23 protein-coding genes and 2 pseudogenes are annotated in these 25,420 nt (G+C 63.4%); 16 read left to right on the forward strand and 9 right to left on the reverse strand.

Annotated features, from left to right (window positions below; all coding sequences use genetic code 11):
* Window positions 1-32: 32 nt before the first annotated feature.
* The 10 genes from VGO04_RS29590 to VGO04_RS29635 all read left to right on the forward strand — a co-directional run bounded on the left by VGO04_RS29590 (window position 33) and on the right by VGO04_RS29635 (window position 9,366).
* Window positions 33-989, forward strand: a complete 957-nt coding sequence (locus tag VGO04_RS29590; RefSeq protein WP_327499550.1) for a TIGR03571 family LLM class oxidoreductase — start codon at window positions 33-35, stop codon at window positions 987-989.
* 243 nt (window positions 990-1,232) lie between these two features.
* Window positions 1,233-3,665, forward strand: a complete 2,433-nt coding sequence (locus VGO04_RS29595) for a heavy metal translocating P-type ATPase (RefSeq protein WP_414650627.1) — start codon at window positions 1,233-1,235, stop codon at window positions 3,663-3,665.
* Window positions 3,666-3,765: 100 nt separating this feature from the next.
* Window positions 3,766-4,236, forward strand: a complete 471-nt coding sequence (gene cueR / locus VGO04_RS29600) for a Cu(I)-responsive transcriptional regulator (RefSeq protein WP_327499552.1) — start codon at window positions 3,766-3,768, stop codon at window positions 4,234-4,236.
* A 96-nt stretch (window positions 4,237-4,332) separates the two neighbouring features.
* Window positions 4,333-4,725, forward strand: coding sequence for a hypothetical protein (locus tag VGO04_RS29605; protein WP_327499553.1), 393 nt, complete (start codon window positions 4,333-4,335; stop codon window positions 4,723-4,725).
* 194 nt (window positions 4,726-4,919) lie between these two features.
* A complete protein-coding gene (locus tag VGO04_RS29610) occupies window positions 4,920-5,150 on the forward strand; it encodes a hypothetical protein (protein ID WP_327499554.1) in 231 nt (76 codons plus the stop codon).
* Entirely contained in the window at window positions 5,147-6,613 is a 1,467-nt protein-coding gene (locus tag VGO04_RS29615) for a TolC family protein (RefSeq protein WP_327499555.1), read from the forward strand. Before VGO04_RS29610 ends, VGO04_RS29615 begins: the two co-directional genes overlap by 4 nt.
* Before the next feature lie 14 nt (window positions 6,614-6,627).
* A complete protein-coding gene (locus tag VGO04_RS29620; RefSeq protein WP_327499556.1) occupies window positions 6,628-7,965 on the forward strand; it encodes a copper oxidase in 1,338 nt (445 codons plus the stop codon).
* A 50-nt stretch (window positions 7,966-8,015) separates the two neighbouring features.
* A complete protein-coding gene (locus VGO04_RS29625) occupies window positions 8,016-8,501 on the forward strand; it encodes a cupredoxin domain-containing protein (RefSeq protein ID WP_327499557.1) in 486 nt (161 codons plus the stop codon).
* Between the two features lie 28 nt (window positions 8,502-8,529).
* Window positions 8,530-8,823, forward strand: a complete 294-nt coding sequence (locus VGO04_RS29630) for a copper-binding protein (protein WP_327499558.1) — start codon at window positions 8,530-8,532, stop codon at window positions 8,821-8,823.
* A gap of 81 nt (window positions 8,824-8,904) precedes the next feature.
* Window positions 8,905-9,366 (forward strand): DUF411 domain-containing protein, encoded by a 462-nt coding sequence (locus VGO04_RS29635; RefSeq protein ID WP_327499559.1) that lies wholly within the window; start codon window positions 8,905-8,907, stop codon window positions 9,364-9,366.
* Between the two features lie 138 nt (window positions 9,367-9,504).
* On the opposite strand, the pseudogene VGO04_RS29640 reads toward VGO04_RS29635, so the two are convergent.
* A pseudogene (locus VGO04_RS29640) lies at window positions 9,505-9,900 on the reverse strand (VOC family protein).
* 142 nt (window positions 9,901-10,042) lie between these two features.
* Window positions 10,043-10,738: pseudogene (locus VGO04_RS29645) on the reverse strand (phosphoribosyltransferase); the annotation flags it as partial.
* Window positions 10,739-10,915: 177 nt separating this feature from the next.
* On the opposite strand from VGO04_RS29645, the gene VGO04_RS29650 reads away from it, so the two are divergent.
* Window positions 10,916-12,091: a M20 aminoacylase family protein gene (locus tag VGO04_RS29650; RefSeq protein ID WP_327499560.1), complete on the forward strand. Its 1,176-nt coding sequence runs from the start codon at window positions 10,916-10,918 to the stop codon at window positions 12,089-12,091.
* Between the two features lie 139 nt (window positions 12,092-12,230).
* Here the strand turns inward: VGO04_RS29650 and VGO04_RS29655 are convergent, their stop codons facing one another.
* From VGO04_RS29655 to VGO04_RS29685, 7 genes are all read right to left on the reverse strand, one after another.
* Complete coding sequence (locus VGO04_RS29655; RefSeq protein ID WP_327499649.1) at window positions 12,231-13,988, reverse strand: adenine deaminase; 1,758 nt, start codon at window positions 13,986-13,988, stop codon at window positions 12,231-12,233.
* A 23-nt stretch (window positions 13,989-14,011) separates the two neighbouring features.
* The gene (locus VGO04_RS29660) at window positions 14,012-14,932 is read right to left on the reverse strand and encodes a nucleoside hydrolase (RefSeq protein WP_327499562.1); all 921 of its coding nucleotides are present in this window, start codon (window positions 14,930-14,932) and stop codon (window positions 14,012-14,014) included.
* 6 nt (window positions 14,933-14,938) lie between these two features.
* Window positions 14,939-15,967, reverse strand: a complete 1,029-nt coding sequence (locus VGO04_RS29665) for an ABC transporter ATP-binding protein (protein ID WP_327499563.1) — start codon at window positions 15,965-15,967, stop codon at window positions 14,939-14,941.
* Window positions 15,960-16,739 carry an ABC transporter permease gene (locus tag VGO04_RS29670; protein ID WP_327499564.1) on the reverse strand — a complete coding sequence of 260 codons (780 nt, stop codon included), beginning with the start codon at window positions 16,737-16,739 and terminating at the stop codon, window positions 15,960-15,962. Before VGO04_RS29670 ends, VGO04_RS29665 begins: the two co-directional genes overlap by 8 nt.
* A complete protein-coding gene (locus VGO04_RS29675) occupies window positions 16,736-17,563 on the reverse strand; it encodes an ABC transporter permease (RefSeq protein WP_327499565.1) in 828 nt (275 codons plus the stop codon). Before VGO04_RS29675 ends, VGO04_RS29670 begins: the two co-directional genes overlap by 4 nt.
* Window positions 17,564-17,664: 101 nt before the next feature.
* Window positions 17,665-18,687 carry an ABC transporter substrate-binding protein gene (locus tag VGO04_RS29680; protein WP_327499566.1) on the reverse strand — a complete coding sequence of 341 codons (1,023 nt, stop codon included), beginning with the start codon at window positions 18,685-18,687 and terminating at the stop codon, window positions 17,665-17,667.
* The gene (locus VGO04_RS29685; RefSeq protein ID WP_327499567.1) at window positions 18,684-19,763 is read right to left on the reverse strand and encodes a LacI family DNA-binding transcriptional regulator; all 1,080 of its coding nucleotides are present in this window, start codon (window positions 19,761-19,763) and stop codon (window positions 18,684-18,686) included. The genes VGO04_RS29680 and VGO04_RS29685 overlap by 4 nt, the downstream gene beginning before the upstream one ends.
* 486 nt (window positions 19,764-20,249) lie before the next feature.
* Between VGO04_RS29685 and VGO04_RS29690 the strand changes: the two genes are divergently transcribed.
* The 5 genes from VGO04_RS29690 to VGO04_RS29710 all read left to right on the forward strand — a co-directional run bounded on the left by VGO04_RS29690 (window position 20,250) and on the right by VGO04_RS29710 (window position 25,372).
* Entirely contained in the window at window positions 20,250-21,794 is a 1,545-nt protein-coding gene (locus VGO04_RS29690) for an ABC transporter substrate-binding protein (protein WP_327499568.1), read from the forward strand.
* A gap of 215 nt (window positions 21,795-22,009) precedes the next feature.
* Window positions 22,010-22,975 carry an ABC transporter permease gene (locus VGO04_RS29695; protein WP_327499650.1) on the forward strand — a complete coding sequence of 322 codons (966 nt, stop codon included), beginning with the start codon at window positions 22,010-22,012 and terminating at the stop codon, window positions 22,973-22,975.
* Entirely contained in the window at window positions 22,972-23,823 is an 852-nt protein-coding gene (locus tag VGO04_RS29700) for an ABC transporter permease (RefSeq protein ID WP_327499569.1), read from the forward strand. The genes VGO04_RS29695 and VGO04_RS29700 overlap by 4 nt, the downstream gene beginning before the upstream one ends.
* Window positions 23,820-24,632: an ABC transporter ATP-binding protein gene (locus VGO04_RS29705; protein WP_327499570.1), complete on the forward strand. Its 813-nt coding sequence runs from the start codon at window positions 23,820-23,822 to the stop codon at window positions 24,630-24,632. Before VGO04_RS29700 ends, VGO04_RS29705 begins: the two co-directional genes overlap by 4 nt.
* Entirely contained in the window at window positions 24,626-25,372 is a 747-nt protein-coding gene (locus VGO04_RS29710; RefSeq protein WP_327499651.1) for an ABC transporter ATP-binding protein, read from the forward strand. Before VGO04_RS29705 ends, VGO04_RS29710 begins: the two co-directional genes overlap by 7 nt.
* The last annotated feature ends 48 nt before the right edge of the window (window positions 25,373-25,420 follow it).

The raw sequence follows: 25,420 nt of genomic DNA on the forward strand, positions 1-25,420 counted from the left end.
ACCCATCTGCCAAAACAATCAGGGAAACGGAAATGGCCGAGACCAGCTACACGAGCCCTGACGTGGCTGGGCGCGTGTTTAGCGATGGCGCACTTTCGATCGGGCTTTCACTGCCTCTGATGAAGGCGGATGAAACCGTGGCCAACGTCCGCCAGCAGCTCGATCTCGCCAAGCTTGCCGACGCGCTCGGATTTCGGGCGCTCTGGGTGCGCGACGTTCCGCTCAACAGCGTCGACTACCCCGATCCGGTCGGGCATCTCGATCCCTGGGCGTTCCTCGGCGCGCTCTCGACGCAGACCGAGCGGATCGCGCTCGGAACGGGGGCCATCGTGCTGACCTTGCGCCACCCTCTGCACATCGCCAAGGCGGCCGTATCCGTGAGCGCCCTGTCGCAGGGCCGACTTCTTCTCGGGCTCGGCTCCGGCGACCGCCCGGGCGAATATGCGGCATTCGGCAAGAACACAGAAGAACGGCGCGCACTCTTCCAACGGAATTGGCAAACGGTCGCCGCGGCCGTCGGTCTGCCATCGCAAGTTTTGCCCGATCTCGCCACACCCGGGGCGCCCGATTTCTTGCTGTTGCCCGTGACAACATCCGACATTCCATTGCTCGCGGTCGGCTCCGGCAGCCAAAGCGTCAACTGGATCGCCCGCCACGCGCTGGGATGGATGACCTACCACCGCGAACCGGAGGGCCAGAGGGCACGCTACGCCATGTGGCGTGAAGCGGTCGCGCGGGATGCAGCCGGCGCATTCCGCGCCTTTGGCGTGACGACCAAACTCGATCTGAGCGCCGATCCGAATGAGGGAGCGACTGTGTTGCCGCTCGGCTATCGCGTCGGCAGGCGCGCCCTTCTCGATCTCCTGAAGTCCATGCGCGACAGCGGCACGCACCACGTTTCGTTCGCCCTGTCTGCCACCGGACGCGACCTGCGCGACGTCATGACCGAGCTTGGTAGCGAAGTCTTGCCCGTTTTCCACGCGCCGTAGACACTTCATCGCGCGACAGACGAAAGGGGCGCCGTGGCCGCTTCATCGTCCTGTTTACCGCCACCGTTCGCCGTCGAACGGAAAATACAACAACGCTCTTGACCTTCCCATCGTTGGAAGCCCCATCTTGCGATAAATGCATGTGAAAGGAGCGCAACCATGGGATCTGTGACCCCCATCAGAACAAACAACACCGAGGAACTTTCGGTGGCTGTGCTGAGCGCCAGTATCCCCGTCGAAGGCATGACCTGCGCATCGTGCGTGTCACGCGTCGAAAAGGCGATTAAGGCGGTGCCCGGCGTCACTTCGGCTTCGGTCAATCTCGCAACCGAACGCGCCGACGTGCGCTTCGACGCGAGCACGAAATCGGCCGACATCGTCAAGGCGATCGAGAACGCCGGATATGGCGCCGCCGAAGACACGATTGAACTGACCATCGAAGGCATGACCTGCGCCTCCTGCGTTGCCCGCATCGAGAAGGCGCTGAAGGCAGTTCCAGGCGTCACGGAAGCCAATGTCAATCTGGCGACCGAACGCGCCTCCGTCCGCGTGACGAAGGGGATCGCGACAGCCGCCGCATTGGAAGAGGCAGTTCGTGTTGCAGGCTACGCCGCCAAGCACATCACCGGTGACGAAAGCGTCGACCGCGAAGGCGAAAAGCGCGAACAGGAGACCCGAAACCTCGCACGTTCTCTGCTCATCGCCGGCGCCTTGACGCTGCCGATCTTCGTGCTCGAAATGGGCTCGCACTTCATCCCGGCCGTGCACGACTTCGTTATGACAAATATCGGCATGCAGGAAAGCTGGTATCTGCAGTTCGTCTTGACGACGCTTGTGCTCTTCGGCCCCGGGTTGCGCTTCTACCAGAAGGGCGTGCCTGCCCTCTTCCGCCTCGCACCGGATATGAATTCGCTGGTCGCGATCGGTACGTCAGCCGCGTGGATCTACTCGGTGGTCGCCACCTTTGCACCAGACCTTCTGCCGGACGGCACGGCCAACGTCTATTACGAAGCGGCTGCGGTCATCGTCACGCTGATCCTTCTTGGCCGCTTTCTTGAGGCGCGCGCCAAGGGCCGGACCTCCGAGGCGATCAAGCACCTGATGGGCCTGCAGGCAAAAACTGCCCGCGTCGTTCGCAACGGCGAAACCGTCGAAGTGCCGCTGTCGGACGTGCAGTCCGGCGACACCGTTGTCGTGCGCCCCGGCGACCGTGTCCCGGTCGATGGCAGCGTCATCGACGGCAATTCCTACGTCGATGAATCGATGATCACGGGCGAACCGGTGCCGGTCGAAAAGATAGCCGGCAGCGAAGTGGTTGGCGGCACCATCAACAAGACCGGCTCCTTCACCTTCCGCGCCACCAAGGTCGGCGCAGACACGGTGCTGGCACAGATCATCCGCATGGTGGAGCAGGCGCAAGGGGCAAAGCTGCCGATCCAGTCGCTGGTCGATCGTGTCACCGCCTGGTTCGTGCCCGCCGTCATCGCCGTTGCACTGATCACCTTCGGCATCTGGCTGGTTTTCGGCCCGGATCCGGCGCTGACCTTCGCGCTCGTCAACGGCGTCGCAGTGCTGATCATCGCCTGCCCCTGCGCCATGGGCCTTGCCACCCCGACGTCGATCATGGTCGGCACCGGTCGTGCTGCCGAGATGGGTGTACTCTTCCGCAAGGGCGAGGCGCTGCAGACGCTGCGCAATGCCGCGGTCATCGCCGTCGACAAGACCGGTACCTTGACCAAGGGACGGCCGGAACTGACAGACCTCGACACCGCCGAAGGTTTCGATCGCGACACCGTTCTGGCACTGGTCGCCTCGGTCGAAACCCGCTCAGAGCACCCGATCGCCGAAGCGATCGTCGAGGCGGCCAAGGCGAAGGGCATTGCAATCGCCGAGCCGGCAAAGTTCGAGGCCATTCCCGGCTTCGGCGCCAGCGCCGAGGTATCGGGCCGCACCGTTCATGTCGGCGCAGACAGGCTGATGGCACAACTGAAGCTCGACGTCTCGGCCTTTGCCGAACAGGCGGCCCGCCTCGGTTCGGAAGGCAAGAGCCCGCTCTATGCGGCGATCGACGGCAAGCTCGCAGCCATCATCGCCGTTGCCGACCCGATCAAGGAAACGACGCCGCAGGCAATCCGCATGTTGCATGATCTCGGCCTCAAGGTCGCGATGATCACCGGCGACAACCGTCGCACCGCTGAAGCCATTGCCGCCAAGCTCGGCATCGACGAGGTCATCGCCGAGGTCCTGCCCGACGGTAAGGTCGCAGCGCTGAAGACGCTGAAGCAGGGCGGGCGCGCCGTTGCCTTCGTCGGCGACGGCATCAACGACGCTCCGGCACTCGCCGAAGCCGATGTCGGGCTGGCGATCGGCACCGGCACGGACGTCGCAATCGAAAGCGCCGACGTGGTGCTGATGTCGGGCGATCTGCTCGGCGTGCCGAACGCGATCGCTCTGTCCAAGGCGACGATCCGAAACATCAAGGAGAACCTGTTCTGGGCCTTTGCCTACAATGCGGTGCTGATCCCGGTTGCAGCCGGCGCGCTCTACCCGGCCTATGGTCTCTTGCTGTCGCCGATCTTTGCGGCTGGCGCCATGGCCTTGTCGAGCGTCTTCGTGCTCGGCAACGCGCTGCGCCTCAGAGCGTTTCGTCCGGTCGCCGCCAGCCAGGCGGCGTAACACCAAGCCTCTCCCCGGTCGGCGCTACGCCGTAGCGAAAACCGGGGAGAGTGCCTATATCTTCAAAGAAAAGATCAATGCGGCCAAGGGATTGGAAATCATGAACATCGGCGAAGCCTCACGCGCCTCCGGCGTCTCAACCAAGATGATCCGCTACTACGAGACGATCGGACTGATCCCACCGGCCGATCGCAGCGATGCCGGTTACCGCAACTACGGCGACAACGACGTCCATACGCTGCGCTTCATCCGCCGCTCGCGCGATCTCGGTTTCACAGTCGAGCAGATGACCGACCTCCTGGCGCTTTGGCGCGACCGCGGGCGCGCCAGCGGCGAGGTCAAGAAGATCGCGCTCGAACATGTCGAGATCCTCGAGCGCAAAGCGGAGGAACTGAAGGCGATGAGCCGGACGCTGAAGCACCTCGCCGCCAACTGCCACGGCGACGGACGCCCGGACTGTCCCATTCTCGACGATCTCGCCGATGCGGGGAACGCCCCGGCGAAGCAGGCCGAGCCTGCACGTTTTGGTGCAGGTGGCATCGATCCGGTACGCAGCCGGCGGCAGGCCTGAGGGAATTTCATGCGCTTGGCAAAGTCTCACGCATTCGTGACGCCGCCAGGTTCAAGTTGCATTGACAGGAATCACGAGCGTTTCTACGGATCGATCATGGAAAAGGTGCGAACCACATATCTGCGTTTGCTGATTGTGCTGAAGCTGGCGGTCATGCTGTCGCTGGCGCTGCTGCCCCTTTCCACGGCGTCCGGCATGACGCACGCCGCAGCGCACGGCGCCATGCAGCTCGAACAAGCCTCCGGCGACGGCATGCAAGCCATGAGCGAGCATTGCCTCAGCGCCGACAAGGGCAAGATGAAGACCTCGTCGGACAACGGCAAGGTCGACAAGAAGGACTGCTGCAAAGCCTTTTGCGCCGCGGTCGCAGTGCTAGCGGACGCCGGCGAGCGCCAACCATACTTCCCGCACTCCATTCGCTATTTCGGTCCGCAATCACAGCTTACGCCCGGTGAGCTTGCCGGACTGCATCGCCCTCCAAGATCCTGATCTCGTGACATTCTGACCGGTCTCGCGGTCAAGACGACGCTGCCTCTCATGGGCCGGAAGCGGCCTGATGCGACGTGCAGACGATCGCCCTGTCGCGACGACGCGCGCGCCCTATGAGACGCGCAGCATTCAAGTCCGCCCGGTTTTGACCGGACGGCCGTCGATTTCCAGTCATTCACATTTCAGGTTGAACCATGAAACGATTGTTTTCCATGGCGCTCCTGCCCATCGTTCTGGGCGGATGCGCTGCCACCTTGCCTGCCGAGGTTTCAAGCCTTGGCGATCCCGCAGACAGCACGAGCGGGATAAGGAGCATCCAGTATCGAAGTCCCGTCGTCGGCTACACCCATCGCGAGCCGACCGGCCCGAAGCCTTGGGTCCCCTTGAACGACGCCCAGTCACCCAAGAAGGGAGACGCGTCATGACGGTGACCCGCAAGATCAAGTTCGCGGCCCTCATCGGCCTGCCGCTCGTGCTCGCCGGCTGCGCGACCAATGCTGAATATTCGGCCAAGGATGCGGGCTTTACGACTGTTGACGCCAAGGTCGCGACCGCAACGACGAAAAGAAGCGTCTGGATCCAGAACCGCGAACAGGCCGACAAGGTCAACGCCGAGGTCAAGGCGCTCCTGAAGCGCAAGACTGTCGACGCAGATACCGCCGTCCAGGTCGCCCTTCTCAACAACAAGGGCCTGCAGGCTGCCTATGCCGATCTCGGCGACGCATCGGCGGATGCCTGGCAGGCGACGCTCTTCCTCAACCCCACCGTCTCGATCGGCACCACCGGTATCGGCACGCCCGAACTTCGCGCCTATCGCGCGATCGAAGGTCTGGTCACGACCAACATCCTGGCGCTCCTGACACGCGATCGAAATATCGCAATTGCCGACACGCGCTTCCGCCAGGCGCAGCTCGCAGCAGCACTCAGCACGCTGGAGCTTGCGGCGGAAACCCGCCGGGCCTGGATTGAAGCGGTCGCGGCATGGGAAACGGTTGCCCAACTCAGTCGGGCGCAGGTCGCGGCCGACGCGTCCTCGGAACTTGCCGCCAAGCTCGGCGAAACCGGTGCCATGGGCAAGGGCACACAGGCGCGCGAGCACGTCTTCAATGCCGAACTCGCAGGGCAAGCGGCCGAGGCGCGGCTCGCCGCACGGCTTGCCAAGGAGAACCTCACACGGCTGATGGGTCTCTGGGGCACCGACGTTGATTACCAGGTCCCGAACCGCTTGCCGGACCTGCCGAAAACGCTCGTGCGCAAGGACAGCATCGAGGCGGAGGCGCTGAAACGCCGCGTCGACCTGCAGATCGCCCGTCTCGATCTGGAGGCTGTGGCGAAATCCTTTAAGCTCACCGAGGCAACGCGCCTCGTCACGGACCTTCAGCTTGTCGCCGGAGCGGAAGCGGAGCGGGAGAAGGAGGATCATGGCACCGAGGTCGAGACCACGGGCCAGTTCGAGCTCGAATTCGTCATCCCGATCTTCGACAGCGGCAACGCGCGCATGCGCAAGGCCGAGCTTGCGCACATGCGCTCGGCAAACCTTCTGGCGGAAAAGGCGGTCAACATCCGCTCGGAGGCCCGCTCTGCCTATGAGGCCTATCGCTCGCGCTACGAGATTGCCCGCCACTACCGCAACAGCGTCGTACCGCTGCGCACCAAGATCGAGGAGGAGGCGACGCTCAGCTACAACGGCATGATCACCAGCACTTTCGAGCTCCTGGCTGATGTGCAGGCGAAGGTCAACTCGACTGTTCTCTCCGTCAACGCCAAGCGCGATTTCTGGCTCGCCGACGCCGATCTCGTGACCGCGATCAACGGCGGCGGCTCGGGTGGATCCGGCGGAGCAGAAGCTGCACCCGCCGCAGCGGAAGCCGGCGCTGCCGGGCATTGAGAAGGAATAAGATCATGTTCAACAGAAGACACTTTCTCGGCGCTGGCGCAGCCCTGGTTTCAACTGCCGCCTGGGCGCAAACCTCCAACTCCGGCCTGCCCGAAGCGGCAAGCATGGACAATGCCAAGACCCAGAAGCCGCTCGTGCCGACAAGCGGCCCCGACTATAATCCGGTCGTCACCTTGAACGGCTGGACGTTGCCGCACCGCATCAACAACGGCGTCAAGGAGTTCCACCTTGTCGCCGAGCCAGTGGAGCGAGAGATGGCCGACGGTATGACCGCCTATCTCTGGGGCTATAACGGCCAGTCGCCGGGCCCGACGATCGAGGCGGTGGAAGGCGACCGGGTGCGGATCTTCGTCACCAACAAGCTGCCGGAGCACACCACCATCCATTGGCATGGCATGATCCTGCCTTCGGGCATGGATGGCGTCGGCGGCCTGTCGCAACCGCATATTCCCGTCGGCAAGACCTATGTCTACGAGTTCGATCTCGTGAAGTCTGGCACCTTCATGTACCACCCGCACGCCGACGAGATGGTGCAGATGGCCATGGGCATGATGGGCTTCTTCGTGGTCCACCCGAAGGACCCGGCCTTCATGCGCGTCGATCGCGACTTCGTGTTCCTGCTCAATGCCTATGACATCGATCCCGGCACCTATGTTCCGCGCATCATGGAAATGACCGACTTCAACATGTGGTGCTGGAACAGCCGGATCTTCCCGGACATCGATCCGCTGGTCGTTTCCAAGAACGACCGCGTGCGGGTCAGGGTCGGAAACCTCACCATGACCAACCACCCGATCCACATGCACGGCTACGATTTCGAAGTGACTTGCACCGATGGCGGCTGGGTGCGGCCGGAGGCGCGCTGGCCGGAAGTGACGATCGACATTCCTGTCGGCGCCATGCGCGCCTACGAGTTCGACGCCAAATACGAGGGCGACTGGGCGATCCATTGCCACAAGTCGCACCACACGATGAACGCGATGGGCCACGACATCCCCACCTTCATCGGCGTCGACAAGAAGTCGGTCACGCAGAAGATCCGCAAGGTCGCGCCCGACTACATGCCCATGGGCACGGCCGGCATGGCCGACATGGGTGAAATGGAAATGCCGCTCCCCGAAAACACGATCCCGATGATGACCGGCTGGGGTCCACACGGCGCGCTGGAAATGGGCGGCATGTTCTCGGTGGTGAAGGTGCGCGAAGGCATCTCCGCCGGCGATTACAGCGACCCCGGCTGGTACAAAAACCCGCCGGGAACGCAAGCCTTCGAGTGGACCGGCGCCGTGCCGGACGCGACGCGGGCAAACGATGCCAAGACCGTGATCGCGCCGAAACCGTGAAAGGACGGCTGACTGCAATGACCTCTTTCAAATCCATCAGGAACCATAAGATGAAGAAATCAGCATTCGCTCTGGCGCTCGTTGTCGCCTCCGCCCTTTCCACCCAAGCACTTGCTTCAGGCACCCACGAAGGCGGCCATGGCAAGGTGTCGGTCGGCGAAGCCGGCGATAAGAAGAAGGCGACCCAGACGATCCGCGTCACCATGAAGGAAACCGACGACGGCAAGATGATCTTCACGCCCTCGACCATCAAGGTTCGCCAGGGCCAGACGGTTCACTTCGCCATCAAGAACGCCGGCGAACTCGCGCACGAGTTCGTGCTCGACGACAAGGCGACGATCCAGGAACACAAGATCACCATGGAGAAGTTCCCGGACATGGAGCACGACGATCCGAACGCCATCCGGCTCGAACCCGGCAAGTCCGGCGACATCTACTGGACCTTCACCAATGACGGCACCTTCGAGTTCGCCTGCCTGGTGCCCGGCCACTACGACGCCGGCATGCACGGCCCGCTCGACGTCGTGAAGAAGTAACCCCGACCAAGAGGAAAGGATCAAAATCATGAACATCGCAGGCAAACTGTTCGCAGCCTTCGCGCTCGCCGTTTCCACCGTCATCGTCGCGCTTCCCGCGCAGGCGGCCGAGTTCACCAAGGGCATCGTCAAGAAGATCGACGCCAAGGCGAACAAGGTGACGATCGACCATGAGGAACTGAAGAACTTGGACATGCCGGCCATGACCATGGTGTTCCGGATCGGCGATGACGTCGTGCAGGAAAAACTCAAGGAAGGTGCATCGATCGAGTTCGTCGCCGACCGGGTCAACGGCAAGCTCACGGTGACCGAGGTCAAATAACTGCGACAACAGGCCCGGGTCGACTTCTGGCGGCCCGGGCGCCACAATCCAGACATCAGGAAGAAACGAAAGGAGTGTTCGATGAACGTATTTCGCAGGCATTTCGTGGCCGGCACGATCGCGGGCATCACCCTCTTGGCGACAGGTGCGGCGGCCGCAACCGGCACTATGGCGATCTACAAGGACCCGCAATGCGGCTGCTGCGAACAATGGGCCGACGCGATGGAAGCCGCCGGCTACAAGGTAGAGGTCCGCGATGAGGCCGACATGTCGGTGATCAAGGCGCGCTTTTCGGTGCCCGCCGATGTGGAAGGCTGCCACACGGCAGTCGTCGATGGTTATGTCATCGAGGGACACGTGCCGCTCGAAGCGGTCAGGAAGCTGCTGGCTGAGCGGCCCGATATCGCCGGCATCGCCGTACCCGGCATGCCCGCCGGCTCGCTCGGCATGGGCAACGATCCAAAGGCGTCCTACGACGTCGTAACGATCGCCAAGGCCGGCGCCCAATCGACGGTCTACTATCAGGTTCGGCCAGCGAATTAGCGTAGGATGTTTCCGGAACGCGCAAAGTTCCAGAACAACTCCCGGCGGCGCGACGCACGAACACCTTGCAGCATTAAGCCGGACGCCTACGTGCTAATGGAGGCGTCCGGCTCGCGACGGGCATCGAGCAAACCGGAGCTATGCTGACGTGCCCGGCGACCCAAACTCCTGAGGCTCTCCAACCTCGACGGCGTGCCCGTCCGGATCATAGAAGCGAAACACGCGCTGCCCCCATTCCTGCCGTTCGACCGGATGGATCAGCTCCACATGAGGCGCGATACATTCGAAAGCTGCGTCGACATCATCGTGCTCGAAATAGAGGAGTAGGTTTCCCCGCCCTTAGGCTTCCGCCGAAGCAAGCTCCTGTCGCCAGACGGTCCGCTCGAGCGAGCGGCCCTCATGGATGGCAAATCCGCCTTCGAACAAGACGAAGTTGCCGAAGTCCTCACGCACTGGGAGGCCAAGCGTCTTCTCGTAGAATTCCCGCGAGCGAACGATGTCGCGGACGAAAGGGATCGGATTGACGAAGCGCATGGGCTGCCTTTCGTGAAGACGGTCGCTCGGATTCGAGCATGACCGAAGCTTTCACGATGGCAAAGAGAATTCCGTTCGCAAGTCCCTCGCGGGGCTTTGCCGCCCCGCCCTTCTTGTGGCGCTGCCGATGATCTCGGCGCGGTCAGACCGCCCGCCAGGCGTCATCGTCGGTGCGCGCAAGCATTGGGGTCCGAAAGACACCGACGACCCGTTCCGGCCAATGCGGCGCGAGGGTTGCAAGCGGCTGTCGCCAGCGCTCGGTCTGCAGCATGGCGGCGCCGATCGCGACCGGCTCGATGCCACAGGCTTGCATCAAAGTAAGCCCCGCCACGATCGATGTGCCGCTGGAAATCACGTCGTCGATCAGGGCTACCCGCCGCCCTTCGAACAACGGCAACATGCGCGGATCGACATAGAGCCGCTTCTTCTGGTCCGGCGTCGTGATCGACGAAAGCGGCACCGACAGGTCGTCGACATACCAGAATTTTCTCGATGTCCCGAGCGGCACATAGCGAGTGTGGCCGAGCTTGCGAGCGACGGCCGCAGCGAGCGTCAGGCCCAATGTCGGCAGGCCGGCGACGACATCGGGTTTAAAGGCTTCAAGCTTTGCCGCGAGTTCGCTCGCCAGCACATCTTCCACGGCAAAACTCGCCTGGTTGACGATCAGCGAGGCGAGCGCGTGTTTGCCGTCGCTGAGCGGACGGATCGGCAAAAGGATCTGGCGGCCGTCCCGCAGTGTCGCCGGAAAGAAATCGCGATAGCCCGCCTGAATGTCGAAACTTTTCGGCGGGTAGATCTCCTGCCAGAAATCGTGGGGCTGCATCGGTTGCGTCCTCGTTTCGCGTCGTTTCGCCGGGGATGAAGGCGATCAAAAAGACCGGCGAGCTGTTCTGGTTCCGGCCGTTTTCGTCTATACCGTTTGCGACTTCGATCAAACCGAAAGGGCGCTGCGCAGCGAGCGATGCTCGCAGAATTCACAAGCCCTTCGCCAAATGAACCACGGGAATGCCTGAACATGCGCCTGCCAGACGGAATTGCCGACGACCTCGCCTTTCTCACCGACTTCCGTCGAGATCTGCATGCCCATCCCGAGCTCGGCTTTGAGGAAGTGCGCACCAGCGACCTCGTTGCAAAGGAACTCGAGGAAGCCGGGCTAAAGGTCCACCGTGGCCTTGGAAAAACCGGCGTCGTCGGCACCCTGCAGGTGGGCAACGGCACACGTTCGATCGGCCTTCGCGCCGACATGGATGCGCTCGCCATGCCTGAGATCGCCGACCGTCCCTACAAGTCGCGCGAAGCCGGCAAGATGCACGCTTGCGGCCATGACGGCCACACCACGTTGCTGCTCGGCGCCGCTCGCCATCTGGCAAAGACCCGCAATTTCTCAGGCACCGTTCATTTCATCTTCCAGCCGGCCGAAGAGGGCCGCGGCGGCGCGAAGCGCATGGTCGAGGACGGGCTGTTTCAGCTTTTCCCTTGCGACGCGGTCTACGGCCTGCACAACATGCCCGGTCTCGACCCGGACGAAATCGCCGTCGTCGCCGGGCCGCAGCTCGCCTCGTCGGACAGTTGGCGGCTCACCTTCCGCGGTGTCGGCACCCACGGCGCCAAGCCGCATCTCGGCCGAGACCCGGTAACGGCTGCCGGCACCTTCCTTGCCTCGCTGCAATCGATCGTCGGCCGCGTCGTCGATCCGTTGCAGCCGGCCGTCGTCAGCGCCTGCTCGGTGCGCGCCGGGGATCCCAAGGCGCTCAATGTCATTCCCGACCTGGTGGAAATCGGCGGCACGGCGCGCGCCTACACGCCCGAGGTCCGTGACCAGCTTGAAACCGAAATCGGTCGCCTCGCGCGCGGCACGGCGGAGATGTACGGGATTGCCGTCGACTACGAATTCGAACGTCGCATCCCACCTGTCGTCAACGATGCCGATGCGACCGCCCGGGCGCTGAAGGCGGCGCAGGCGGTCTTCGGCGAAAAGACCCGCACGGCGTTTCCCCCATCGACGGCCGGTGACGACTTCGCATTTTTCGGGCTGGAGGCTCCCGGCTGCTATGTCTGGCTCGGCAACGGCCCCGCCATCGACGGCGCGCTCCACCACAACACCGCCTACGACTTCAACGACGCGGCGATCGGCCCGGGCGTCGCCTTCTGGTCGACGCTGGTGGAACAGGAGCTGGCGCGCGCCGAGTAAAACGCGGGCTCCACCGCAGCCGGCCGCCAGCGCCGCGCAACTTGGCGATTTAGGGGGCGAGGCTGAGCCGACACATCGTGGGCCCGCGCGTTAGCGTGATGCTGTCGAACTAGCCGCCCAGGATGGCGGCTAGTCTTGGTTACGTCTCGAGCACGTCCAGGACAGGACTTTCCAACAGCTTGCCGGTGGCAACGTCGGCGATGCCGCGGTCGGTCTGATGCGGGCCGGCGTTGCAGGCCAGTGTCGCGCCGAAGCAGGCCTTGAACACGAGATAGGGCGGTTGCCAGTCGACGATGCGCCCAACGGCATCCCGCAGTTCGGCAAAACCGGAAGCGACCACGTCAAGCGGCTCTTCGGAGACCAACCCTGCAAGCGGAAGCGGCAGGAGCGCATCGACCTTGCCGCCTGATGCAGCGGCCATGCCACCCCCGGCGGCTATTACCGCATTGGCGGCGACTGCCATATCCGCCGCATTGCCACCGAAGACGGTGAGGTTGTGGCTGTCATGCGAGACCGTGGTCGCGAACGCGCCACGCCAGGTGCCCCAGCCCGACAAAAGCCCAACGCGCGGCCGACTATCGGCGCGTCCATGACGGTGCGCGACCGCAATCAGGGTCGTGCCATCGGGCGGCACGACGAAGCCGCTCTCCACTTCGGCCACGGCCTCCCCCCACTGGGTGAAGCGTGGGCGGTCGATGGTTGCGACGCGCACCTTCTTGCCATCGGCAGCAACGCGGAAGTCATTCTCCGAAAGCGCAGCGATCTTCATCGTTCCATGCAGCGGCGCGACATCGATGTCGACCACCGGCTCGATCATGCCTCCAGCACCCGCGATGCGCCTGCCGTCAACCATGACCGTACGTGCACGAAACGCGACGAGGTCCTCGAAGACCACGATATCGGCCCGGCGGCCCGGGGCCACGAGCCCGAGATCATGCCGGCCCAGCCGGACAGCGCCGTTCAGCGTTGCGGCCCGAAGTGCCCATTCGGCCGGCAGGCCGTAGCCGACCAGCCGCCGGACGACATCATCAAGGCCGCCGGCACGGGCGAGATCGTCGGGGAAGACGTCATCCGTGCACAGAGTGATCGTCTGAGGAAGATGCCCCAGGGCGTTGATCGTCTTGACGAACTCCGGCAGCAGGTGATCGTGCGAACCGCGCAGCTCGATCGAAAGCCCTGCCCTTAGCTTTTCTATCAGATCTTCACCGGAGACAAGCTCATGATCGGAGCTGACTCCGGCCGTGACGAAAGCCTGAAGGTCGGCGCCGGCAAGGCTGCGGGCATGACCATTGACCGGCTTGCCAGCGGCAAGCCCCGCCTGAACGATGGCGCTGATGCGTGCCTCACCGTCGATGACGCCACGCATGTTCATCATCTCGGCGATGCCACCGATTTCCGGCCAGAGCAGCATGTCGGCAAGGACGTTCGCGTCAAAGTCCGCCCCCGCCAGTTCCAGCCCCGGCGCGGAAGGCACGCTGGAGGGTGCCAGAAGGACGGTGCGCAAGGGCGAGCCGGCGATGGCATCCGCAGCCCAGCGCACACCGGCAACGCCACTGACATTGCCGAACTCGTGTGGGTCCCAGACGACCGTCGTCACGCCGCGCGGCAACACCGCGTTGGCGTAGGTCGCCGGTGTCACCATCGAGCTCTCGACATGCATATGGGTGTCGATCAGGCCGGGCGAAATGAAGGCACCGGTTGCGTCGATGACATCAAGCGCATCGGCCCGCGTGCCCGGTTCGTGGACGCTTGCAATCAACGGACCAACAATACCAACATCGGCGGGGCGAAGCTCGCCGGTTACCACGTCGACCAGCGTGCCACCAGAGATCAATACGTCGAAGGGTTCGGCGCCGCGGGCGGCCGCCACAGCGCGGTTGCGAAGGACCGCATCCATCAGGTCTTGAGGCTGCACGATGCTCACTTCTGCGCTTCCCTCATCAGCGCGCCAAGGATCTGCGCCCGCGTCGTCTCGGCATGGACGTCGACGGCATATTCGGCATTGAAGGTCGCATGGCTGGCGCGGGTCTCCACGACCGTGCGGCCGCGGGTCAGCGCGCCGCCAAGCTCGACGTCGATGCGGGCATTCTTGAAGGAGATGGCACCGGGGTTGACGAAGGCAACGGCAGCGCAAGGGTCATAGATCGCCATGCCCGGGCGGCCGCGGCTGGTGCCGATCGAGATGTAGCCCGCGAGCAGATCGGCGATGAGGACCGCGTTGGCGCCCCCGGCCGAGCGGATTGGCGCAATGTCGTCCGGATAGGCAAAGACCTTGCGGCAGAGATCGAGATCGACCATGCGCAGCGGCAGCCCGTGCGCAAGCACGATCGCAAGCGCCTCGGGGTCGGCAAAGGCGTTGAACTCGGCGGAGGCCGTGTGGTTGCCGCTGGTGACGCCGCCGCCCATCCAGGTGAGATCGGTAATCCGGGCGGCCAGATCCGGGCGCGCAAGGCAAAGGGCGGCAAGGTTGGTGAGCGGCCCGAGCGCGAGGATGCGCTTCGGCCCTTCCTCTTCGAGCCAGGCGCAAAGTGCTGCAAAAGCATCGCTTGCCGGCAGGGCCTCTGCCTCCGGAAGCGTCAGCCCGGCGGTCGGCATGCCAGCTTCACCAAGGATGCGTTCGGCGGTTTCGAGCTTGCCAAGCACCGGCAAGGCGCGCCCCTCGTGGATTGGGAAATCCCAACCGAAGGAAAGCACCGCGCTGGCGGCATTGCGTTTCACCTGGTCGATCGGCGTGTTGCCGAAGACGAGCGAAACGCCGTCGATCTTTTCACCGGCATGAAGCACGACGAGCACCGCAGCGATGTCGTCGAAGCCCATGTCCGTATCGATCCAGACACCCATCTGACGTCAACCGAACTTCTTGAGGCACGCGGCCTTTTCGACCGGCAGGTCGAAGGCAATCGTAGAACCGGTTTCGCGCGCCGCCAATGCAGCGTCTTCCTCGGCCTTGATCGCACCGAGCGGGGTATCGAGCAGATACTCGCGCGTGCTGCCGGAGAAAGAGGCTCCGCGCACAGTGCCTTGGAAAGGACCTGAACCAAGGGTCACCATGCGCGGACGCCACGCAAGCCCCGCCGTGTCAGGCGGCAGGGATCCGGAAAGATCGATTGGGCCGTTGCCGGCCTTCAGCTTACCGCCCTCGACGGCAAAGATGTTTTCGAAACCGACGAAGTCGGCGACGAAACGCGAGATCGGGCGGTTATAAATATCCTCGGGCGTGCCGATCTGCTCGATCGCGCCGTTGAGCATGACGACGATGCGGTCGGCAAGCGACAGCGCTTCGCCCTGATCGTGGGTGACGAAGATCATCGTCACGCCGGTTTCCTTCTGCACCCGCTGCAGTTCCGTGCGCATTTCGAGGCGAAGGCGGGCGTCGAGGTTCGACAGCGGCTCGTCGAGAAGCAGCACCTTCGGCTCCATCACCATGGAGCGCGCCAGCGCCACACGCTGCTGCTGGCCGCCGGAGAGTTCGCCCGGCTTGCGGGCGGAGAACTTCGAAAGACCGACCGACTTCAGCCCGGCCGTGACCTTGCTCTCGATCTCGGATGCCGGCAGCTTCTTCAGCCGCAGGCCGAAGGCGACGTTTTCGAACACGGTCAAGTGCGGGAACAGCGCATAGGACTGGAAGACCAGGCCGACCGAGCGCTTGTTGGCGGAAACGCGGGTGATATCGGCGCCGTCGAGCTTGATCGCCCCGGAAGCCGGCGACAGCAGACCGGCGATCGAACGCATCGTCGTGGTCTTGCCGCAACCGGACGGACCGAGGAACGCCACCAGTTCGCCCTTGCGGATCGACAGGTCGAGATCCTTCACCGCAACGGTGTCGCCATAGGCGAGCGTCAGTTTTTCAAGGTTGAGGAAAGCGGCGTCAGACATAGCGAGAAAATCCCAGGAAGCGTTCGGCAAGGAAGACGATGCCGATGGACATGAAGGCGAGCAGCGCGGAGAGGGCAGCGACCGATGGATCGTAGGTGATCTCCATGTAGGAGAGCATGTCGATCGGCAGCGTGCGCACGCCGGGACCGGAAAGGAAGAGCGACACCGGCACCTGGTTGAAGCTCGTGACGAAGCCGAGGATGAAGGCGGCGAGAATGCCGCTGCGGATGTTCGGCATCACCACCCGGAAGAAGGCGCCGGCGCGCGAGGAGCCGAGCAGCACCGCCGCCTCCTCGATATCGGAGCGCAGGTTGTTGAGGCTCGCCGAGACGACGCGCACCGCATAGGGCAGAACCAGCGCCGTGTGGGCGAGGAACAGCGTCAGCGTGATGTTGAGGCCGAAAGGCACGACGATATAGCGCAGGAGCGCGAGGCCAACGATGATGCCGGGCACGATGATCGGAAGCGAGACGATCGTGCGGATGGTTTCGCTGAAGGGCAGTTTGTAGCGCGACAGGGCGTAGGAGGCGGGAACGCCGAGCACGAGGGCAGCGGCCGTGCCGCCGATCGCCAGCAGCATCGAGATCGCGAAGCTTTCCTGGAAGCTTTCGACCGTGAAGACCTTGGCGACCCACTTGAGCGAGAAGCCCTGCGGCGGGAAGGCCAGCGTCTCGCCGCCCGAAAGCGAGGCGGCGACGATGATGAAGAACGGCCCGATCAGGAAGCCGATCACCAGGAAAAGAACGAGAGGGGTAAAGACGCGCGGGGTCATCGCTTGTTCCTCGCGGTGGCAAGCCGTTTCAGGAGAAGATTGGCGGCAAAGCTCATGACGATCAGGATGAAGGCGATGACGCTGGCTGCAACGAAATCATTAGCGACGGTGACGCGCTGGTAGAGCAGCGTCTCGAGCATCAGCACCTTGGAACCGCCGAGGATCGCCGGCGTGATGTAGGCCGTCAGCGAGCCGGTGAAGACCAGCGTTCCGCCGATCACGAGACCTTCTTTGGTCAGCGGCAGGATCACCTTGAAGAACACCTGGAACCAGTTGGCGCCAAGAACTCGGGCCGCGGGAATGGCATCCTTCGGCATGTTTTCGAGCGCACTGATCAGCGACAGGATCATCAGCGGCAGGAACAGCTGCAACAGGCCGATGAACACGGCCGTTTCGGTGAAGAGAAAACGGATCGGCTCATCCGAGAGGCCGACGAGCTGGAGCGCCTGGTTGACGATGCCGGTACGGCCGAGAATGACGATCCAGGCATAGGTGCGGGCGACCGACGAAATCATCAAGGGCAGCACGACGAGGCCGATCATCTGCCCCTTGTTGCGCGGCGAAAGATTGACGATGGCAAAGGCCGCGGCGTAGCCGATAACCGCCGAGACGGCGGTGACCATCAGGCCGAGCCGGAACGTGCGCAGGAAGACGGTGCGGTTCAGCGGATCCGAGAAAAAGGTCGTATAGGCCGACAACGACCAGCTGTCGGCACTGCGAAAGCCTTCCGCCAGCAGGATCACCACCGGCACAAGAAAGACGATCGCCGCAAAGACCGCTGCGGGCAGAGCGAGCGCCAGGGCTTCGGCGCGGTTCTGGAACATCCTTCTTCCTTTCAAGGCATTCGTTGGCGCGGCCTACCCGTCATAGGCGCCGCAGCGTCCACCGGCCGACAGAGCCGGCCGGTGGCATTCGGTCTCTTGGCTTACTGGCCGACCTGCGCGTTCCACTCCGACAGCCACGCTTCGCGGTTGTCGAGGGCGACAGCAGACGGGATGAGCTTCAGGTTCTTCACCGTCTCTTCGCCGTAGGTGAGGTTTTCGGCGATCTCGGGCGAAACCTTGACGTCCTTGTTGGCCGGGCTGTCGACGAGCTTTTCAGCGAGTGCCGTCTGGATTTCGGTCGAGAGCCAGAAGTCCATGAACTGAAGCGCCAGATCCTGGTTCTTGCCGCCCTTGGTCAGCACCATGACGTTCATGCCGCCGGTCTGGCCTTCCTTGGGCGTTGCCCACTTGATCGGCAGGCCGAGCTTGGTGAAACCTTCCCAGGAGAAGCGGCCGATCGGAGCGGCCCAGATCTCTTCCTGCTGCATCAGTTGCACGAGTTGCGAAGACTTGACGTAGAAGGTGACGATATCGTCCTTCTTGGCGCCGACGGCAGCGATCGCTTCCTTGAGGTCCGGCGTGTTCTTGCCGAGCGCTTCGCCGACCATGTAGAGCGCCGGCGGGCCCTGGTTGGTGGTGACGTTCGGGAACGCGACGTGGCTGGCGTTCTCGTCGCTCAAGAGATCGGCCCAGGAATTCACTTCCATCTTGTCCGAGCGATAGACGATCGAGGTCGCATAGAAGGTGTAGCCGACGCTCATGCCGTCGCCATTCGGGTCCTTGGCGAGATCATAGAGCTTGTTGAAGTTGGAAAGCTTGGACGTGTCGATCTTCTCGATCAGATCGGCGCGCGTGGCGGAGAGCGCGTCGGCCATCGAAACAACGGCCATGTCGACGACCGGGCTTGCCTTGTTGGCTTCCATCTTCGCCAGGCGCTCGACGCTGTTGCCGGTCTCGACGACGAGCTTGCAGCCGCATTTCTGTTCGAACGGCGTGTAAACCAGTTCCTTGAAGGCGTCCTGGGCAAAGCCGTAGACGGAAATGGTGAGGGTCTTTTCCTGCGCAGATGCGGCAGGGGCGGCGACGAGCAAGAGCGCGCTCGAGGCAAGCAGGAACTTCTTCATGGCTGGTGTCCTCCTTCGGTGACGGATGTGGCTGCGGTGATGGGGGTATGAATGGGATGAGCTGCAGGTGGTGCGGCGGCCGATTGCCTGACGACCAGATGCATCGGCACCTTGGATGTCTCGGCCGTAACGGGGGCGCCGATCTGAGGATCGGAAGGGTCGCGTTCGCTGATCGCCCTGACAAGCGCGGCGACGGCAATCGCCGCGATCTCGGTCATGTCCATGCGCGCCGTGGTCAGCGCCGGCGTGATGACCGGCGCCCAGATCAGATCGTCGAAACCGGTGACGCTCGCCTTTTCAGGCACGTTGATGCCCGCGCGCTGCAATTCGGTCAGCGCCCGAAGCGCATGCAGATCGGAGATGCAGGCAAAGGCGGTGTAGCCTTCGGCCACCTTCTCGGCGAGACCGAGTGGACAACCCTTGCCGGCGACCTTCTCCAGCGGCTCGATCCAGAGCGTATCCGTATGACACCCCTCGCCAAAAACCGAGCGGATGCCGCCAGCGCGGTCGTTCTGCACGTTCGAGGCGGGGTTGTTGCCGATGATCAACACGCGGCGGTGGCCGAGCGCCTTCAGGTGTTCGGCAATCTGTCGACCACCATCCCAATGGTCGGCGGCAACCGTGTTGCCGGGCGTCGAGGGTGTGTCGATAACGGCGACGGGACAGCCGACATCGGCGATGCGTGTGCCGCGCCGCGGCACGATCACCAGGCCGTCGACGTCACGATCGATCAGCCGTTCGATCGCCTTGGTCTGGGTCGAGACGTCGCCGCGCGAGTCCGCGATCAGCACGCCGTAGCCGGATGACGACGCGGCAAGCTCGATCGCCTGGGCAATCTGCGGGAAAAGCGGATTGGCGATATCGGGAAGGACGAGGCCAAGGACACCGGTGCGCCCGGTTCGAAGTGCCCTGCCCGCCTGGCTTGGCACGTAGCCAAGTTCGGCAGCCGTCGCGCGGATCTTTTCGACCATCTCGGCCGAGACGCGGCCCTTGCCCGAGAGCGCGTTCGACACCGTCGCCGCGGAGACGCCCAGCGTTCTGGCAATCCTCGTCAGTTTTGGTCCGGAACGCGCCAAGTCAGTGGTTTCCGCTATCGCGTGATTAAACGATTAATCATGCGATATATCAGAATCCGTTGACTGTCGAATCCTTTTGTCGACGTGTTGCATTTTACAATTTTCGAGCGAAGTTCTTAGCGGTAGACAATCACGCTGGATGGTATTGAAGCGCGCGCGATGGAGCAGGCTGGTTGGTTGCCGAATGCAACCTGCCGCGAGTGCGAAGGTCTTCGGTCAGATGACGGCATTTCCCTACGGAGCCATCGGCTCCATCTGCGGCCTCTGATATATCTCGGCAACCCGCATCTCGCTGAAAACCGAAATCGCCTTCGCCGGCTTGGCCAATGCCGGGGTACAATTTTCAACTTCGGCTGACAAAAGAAACCAATTTTCCCACTAAATTACTAGGGAATAAGTATGATGCATCGCAAGCCTCCGGGGGATACATCGGACGGCGCAGTGACGCGACACACGCGTGACAGGTTTCATGCAGGAGTTTGGGAAATGAACGGCACTATCATCGGCTTTGGCAAATCAAAGGGACGCAGCCTGACGGCATCGCGCCCAATCCTCGCCGCCGCCACACTGGCGCTCGCGCTGTCGACAAGCACGGCCGCATTCGCCGAGGACGCCAAGTTCGACCCCAACGCCTCGATCACCATCGGTTCGCTCTATGAGCCGCAGAACCTCGACAACACCGCCGGCGCCGGCCAGGGCATCAACGAAGCCTTCAACGGCAATGTCTATGAGGCGCTGTTCACGCTGACCGATGCGGGCGACGTCCAGCCGGGCCTCGTTGCCGAACAGAACGTCAGCGAAGACGGCCTCACCTACACCTTCAAGCTTCGTTCGGGCGTTACCTTCCACTCCGGCGACCCGCTGAAGGCTGCCGACGTCAAGTACAGCATCGAGCGCGTAACGGCGGAGCAATCCAAGAGCTCGCGCAAGAAGAGCCTCGCCACGATTGCCGCGATCGAGGCCCCGGACGACCAGACCGTCGTCGTCAAGCTCTCCGCCCGCTCGATTTCTCTTCCCTACAATCTGAGCTACGTCTGGATCGTCAATGATGCGGCAAAGGATCTGAACGCCGGCGAAGACGGCACCGGCCCCTATCGTCTCGACGAATGGCGTCGCGGCTCGTCGCTGGCGTTGACCCGCAATGACAAGTACTGGGGCACTGCACCGACCAACGGCGAAGTGGTCTTCCAGTACTTCACCGATGCGACCGCGCTCAACAATGCGCTTCTGACCGGCGCCGTCGATATCATCACCAGCGTCCAGAGCCCGGATTCGATCGCCCAGTTCAAGGACAATCCGGACTTCACCGTCACTGCCGGCCAGTCGACCACCAAGGAGCTGCTCGCCTTCAACGATCGCGTCGCCCCCTTCGACAACGTGAAGGTTCGCAAGGCGATCGCTCGGGCCATCGACGACAAGAAGCTCTTGACCTCGATCTGGGGCGAGTATGGCACGCTTATCGGCTCCTTCGTGCCGCCGACCGATCCGTGGTACGTGGACCTCACCGCCGTCGACGCCTATGACGTCGAGAGCGCCAAGGCACTTTTGAAGGAAGCGGGCTTTGCCGACGGCTTCACCTTCAAGCTCGACACGCCGAACTATGATCCGCACCCGATCGTCGCGCAGTTCATCCAGAGCGAGCTTGCCAAGGTCAATATCAAGGTCGAGATCAACGTGATCACCGCCAACGAGTGGTACACCAAGGTCTACAAGGCGCATGACTTCCAGGCGACGCTGCAGGAGCACGTCAATCACCGCGATATCGTCTTCTACGGCAACCCGGACTTCTACTGGGGCTACAACAACCCTGAGGTCGTTGACCTGATCAAGGCCTCGGAAGCGGCCGCCAATACCGACGAGCAGACCGCCAAGCTCAAGGAAGCCAACACGATCATCGCCGAGGATGCTGCCAGCAACTGGCTCTACCTCTACCCGCAGATCGTCGTTTCGAGCTCCGCTGTGACCGGCTACCCGGTCAACGGACTGAACTCACAATTCTTCGCCTATGGCATCAAGAAGAGCGAGCAGTAAGCGAAACGACCTCGTTTCGCAGCAACAGAAGCCCCTGGATCGGATCCAGGGGCTTCCGCGTTCCACGATCATGGCCTGGTTGCGACCGAGCCGTTTCGGCCGGCGCGACTAAGGACGTGCTAAAGTAGCCCCTCCGCTCTAGCCTCCCTCCCCGTTTTGATGCAAAAGCCAACTTCTCTGATCGCGGCGCCCCGTGAGAAGAAAGGAATGCAGCCATTCTCACCTATCTCCTTCGCCGCTTTGCCATTCTCATCCTGTCGCTGCTGATCGCCGCAGTGGTGCTGTTTGTTCTCCTGCGCCTGCTCCCCGGCGACCCCGCCAATGCGCTTCTGTCCGTCGGCGCCGATGCCCAGCAGATCGAAAAGGCCCGCGAACAGGTCGGCTCGAACCTGCCTCTCTGGCAGCAGTTCCTTCGTTTTGCCGGCAGCCTTGCAAGCTTCGATCTCGGCACCTCCTTTGTCAGCGGCAAGCCGGTGATCGAGGAGATCGCCGCGCGACTGACCGTCACAGTGCCGCTGGCGCTGATGGGCTTCCTGCTGTCCATTCTGATCGCCGTGCCGCTCGGCATCCTCTCGGCCGTCAAGGCCGACCGCTGGTATGGCGGGTTGATTTCGACGGTCTCGCAGCTCGGCATCGCCATTCCGGTCTTCTGGGTCGGCATCCTGCTCGTCACCGTCTTTGCCGTCACGTTCCGGCTCTTCCCGTCAGGCGGATTTCCGCGCCGCGGCTGGCAGAACGAGGGACAGGCGCTCTATGCGCTGGCGCTGCCCGTGCTGACCATCGGGCTCGTCATGGGCGCATCGCTCTTGCGCTATGTCCGCTCCGCCACCCAGGATGTTCTCGGCAGCGACTACCTGCGCACCGCGCGCGCCCTTGGCGCCAGCTTCCCGCAAGCGCTCGTCCGCCACGGTATCCGCAACGGCGCCGTGCCGATCGTCTCCATCCTCGGCATCGAACTCGCGACAACGTTGCTCGGCGCCGTCGTCATCGAGCGCGTCTTCGCGCTGCCGGGGCTCGGCTCGATGCTGCTGCTTGCAATCGAGCAGCGCGATTATCCGAATGTCCAGGGCGTGTTGTTCATCTCGACGCTGCTGGTGCTATTGATCGGTTTTGCCGCCGATCTCACCCAGCGGCTGATCGATCCGCGCCTGCGCGAACGGGCAGTTGGAGGCAACACATGAGCCCGATCGAAACGTCCGCGTCTACGCGAGAGCGCCGGCATTCGCTCGCCCTCACCGTTGGCCTTGCTCTCGTCGCCCTCAATCTCGCCGTCGCGGTCCTGACGCTATTCTGGACACCTTATGATCCGCTGAACGCATCAGGCGGACGGCTGGAAGCACCATCCCTCCTGCACTGGCTTGGAACCGACCGGCTCGGGCGTGACCTGCTCACCCAACTGATGATCGGCGCCCGCACGGCGCTCCTCGTCGGCACCGGCGCGGTGGCGATCGGCGCCGCCATCGGCGTCAGCCTCGGTATCCTCGCTGCGTTTGCCACCCGGCTTGCCGACGACGTGATGGCCGCCACGCTCGATATCCTGATCGCCTTCCCGACGCTACTTCTGGCGATGCTGGTGGTGGCCGCAAGCGATAGTGCCAGCCTCTGGACGGCAATCCTTGCGCTCGGGCTTGCTATTTCCGCCATCGTCGCGCGGTTGACGCGTATCCTTGCCAAGCGGGTGCTGCGGCTGGACTATATCGTCGCCTCGCGCACGTCGGGAACGTCCTGGCCGGGCGTGGTCTTCCGCCACGTGCTGCCCAACATCTGGCCGACGCTCTCCGTCAACTTCGCGCTGCAGTTCGGCCTCGCCGTCATCGCCGAAGCGTCGCTCTCCTATCTCGGCCTTGGCGCGCCACCCCCGAACGCCTCCTGGGGCCGGCTGCTGCAGGAAGCCCAAGGGACCGTCTACACGGCGCCGATCGGCGCGATCGCGCCCGGCATCGCCCTCGTCGCGCTTGTCATCGGCATGAACCTTCTGGCCGACGGCTTGCGTGACATTGCCGACCCGACACACGGGAGATCGCGATGACAGCGCTTCTTACCATCCAGGGCCTCGATATCCGCGCCGGCGACAAGCCGCTGGTATCCGGCCTTTCCTTGTCGATCCGTCCCGGCGAGCGCATCGGCCTGATCGGCGAATCCGGCTCGGGCAAGTCGATGACCGCCATGGCGGCGACCGGCCTGCTGCCGACCTCGATCCGCGTAACCGGTTCGATCGAACTCGACGGCCAGCAGGTCGTCGGCGCGCCGGACAAGACGATGAACCGATTGCGCGGCGCTGCCGCTGCCGTCGTCTTCCAGGAGCCGCTGACCGCGCTCGACCCGCTGATGAAGATTGGTCGGCAGATCGCCGAACCGGTTCGCCGGCGGCTGGAGCGTGAGGGTGGCAAGGTCTCGAAGGACGCCATCAGCCGCGAAGTCCGCGACCTCATCGACAAGGTGGCGCTGCCGCAGCCGGAGCGCATCATCAATTCCTATCCGCACGAAGTGTCCGGCGGCCAACGCCAGCGCGTCGCCATCGCCATGGCGCTCGCCTGCCGCCCGAAACTGCTCATCGCGGACGAACCGACGACCGCACTCGACGTGACGACGCAGGCGGAAATCCTCAAGCTGCTGGACCAGTTGGTGCGTGAGACCGGCATGGCGCTCCTGTTCATCAGCCACGACCTGCCCGTCGTTTCCCAAGTGGTCGAGCGCGTGATCGTACTGAAGAACGGCGTTGCCGTCGAAGAGGGGGCCGTCAACACGGTCTTCGGCAACCCGCAACACGTCTACACAAGATCCCTGGTCGAGGCCGCCCGCCTGTTCGATGAAGCGCTGGGGGCAACCGGATCATGATCCTCGATCTTCAAAATGTCAGCTTCGGCTATTCCCGCCAACAGACCACGCTCAACAACGTCTCGCTCTCGGTGCGCCCCGGCGTCAGCGTCGGCCTCGTCGGCGAGTCCGGCTCCGGCAAGACGACGCTCCTCAGGCTGATGCTCGGTCTCGTTCGCCCGACCAGCGGCACCATTCGCTTCGGCGACCAGAACCTCGACCCCGGCAATGGCACCTTCATGCAGCGCTATCGCCGTTCCGTGCAGCCGGTCTTCCAGGATCCCTATTCGTCCCTCGATCCGCGCCAGCGGGTCGTCGACATCATCGCCGAACCGCTCAGGTCGCTGCGCATCCCCGGCGATCGCACCCAGGCGGTCGCAGATGCACTTGAAGCGGTCGGCCTGCCGCTTGATGCGATGCGCCGCTATCCGCACGAGTTTTCCGGTGGCCAGCGCCAGCGCATCGCCATTGCCCGCGCCATCGTCGCCGGCCCGCAGATCGTGCTTGCGGACGAGGCGGTCAGCGCACTGGACCTTTCGACCCGCATTCGCATCGTCGAACTCTTCAAGACGCTTTCGGAAAAGCTGACGCTGGTTTTCGTCTCCCACGACCTCGGCGTCGTCGCAGCCCTTTGCGAAGAGATGGTCATCCTGGAGCGCGGACAGGTGGTCGAGAGCGGCAAGACCCGCGACATATTGGCATCCCCTACGCATCCTTATACGCAGCGCCTGCTTGCCAGTATCCCGCGTATGCCCGCGTAGGCAGGCGCTCGGGAGGAAACTTCCGGGACAGGCGAATCCGCATTCGTC

This window comes from Ensifer sp., assembly GCF_035999185.1.
Taxonomy (GTDB): Bacteria; Pseudomonadota; Alphaproteobacteria; order Rhizobiales; family Rhizobiaceae; genus Ensifer.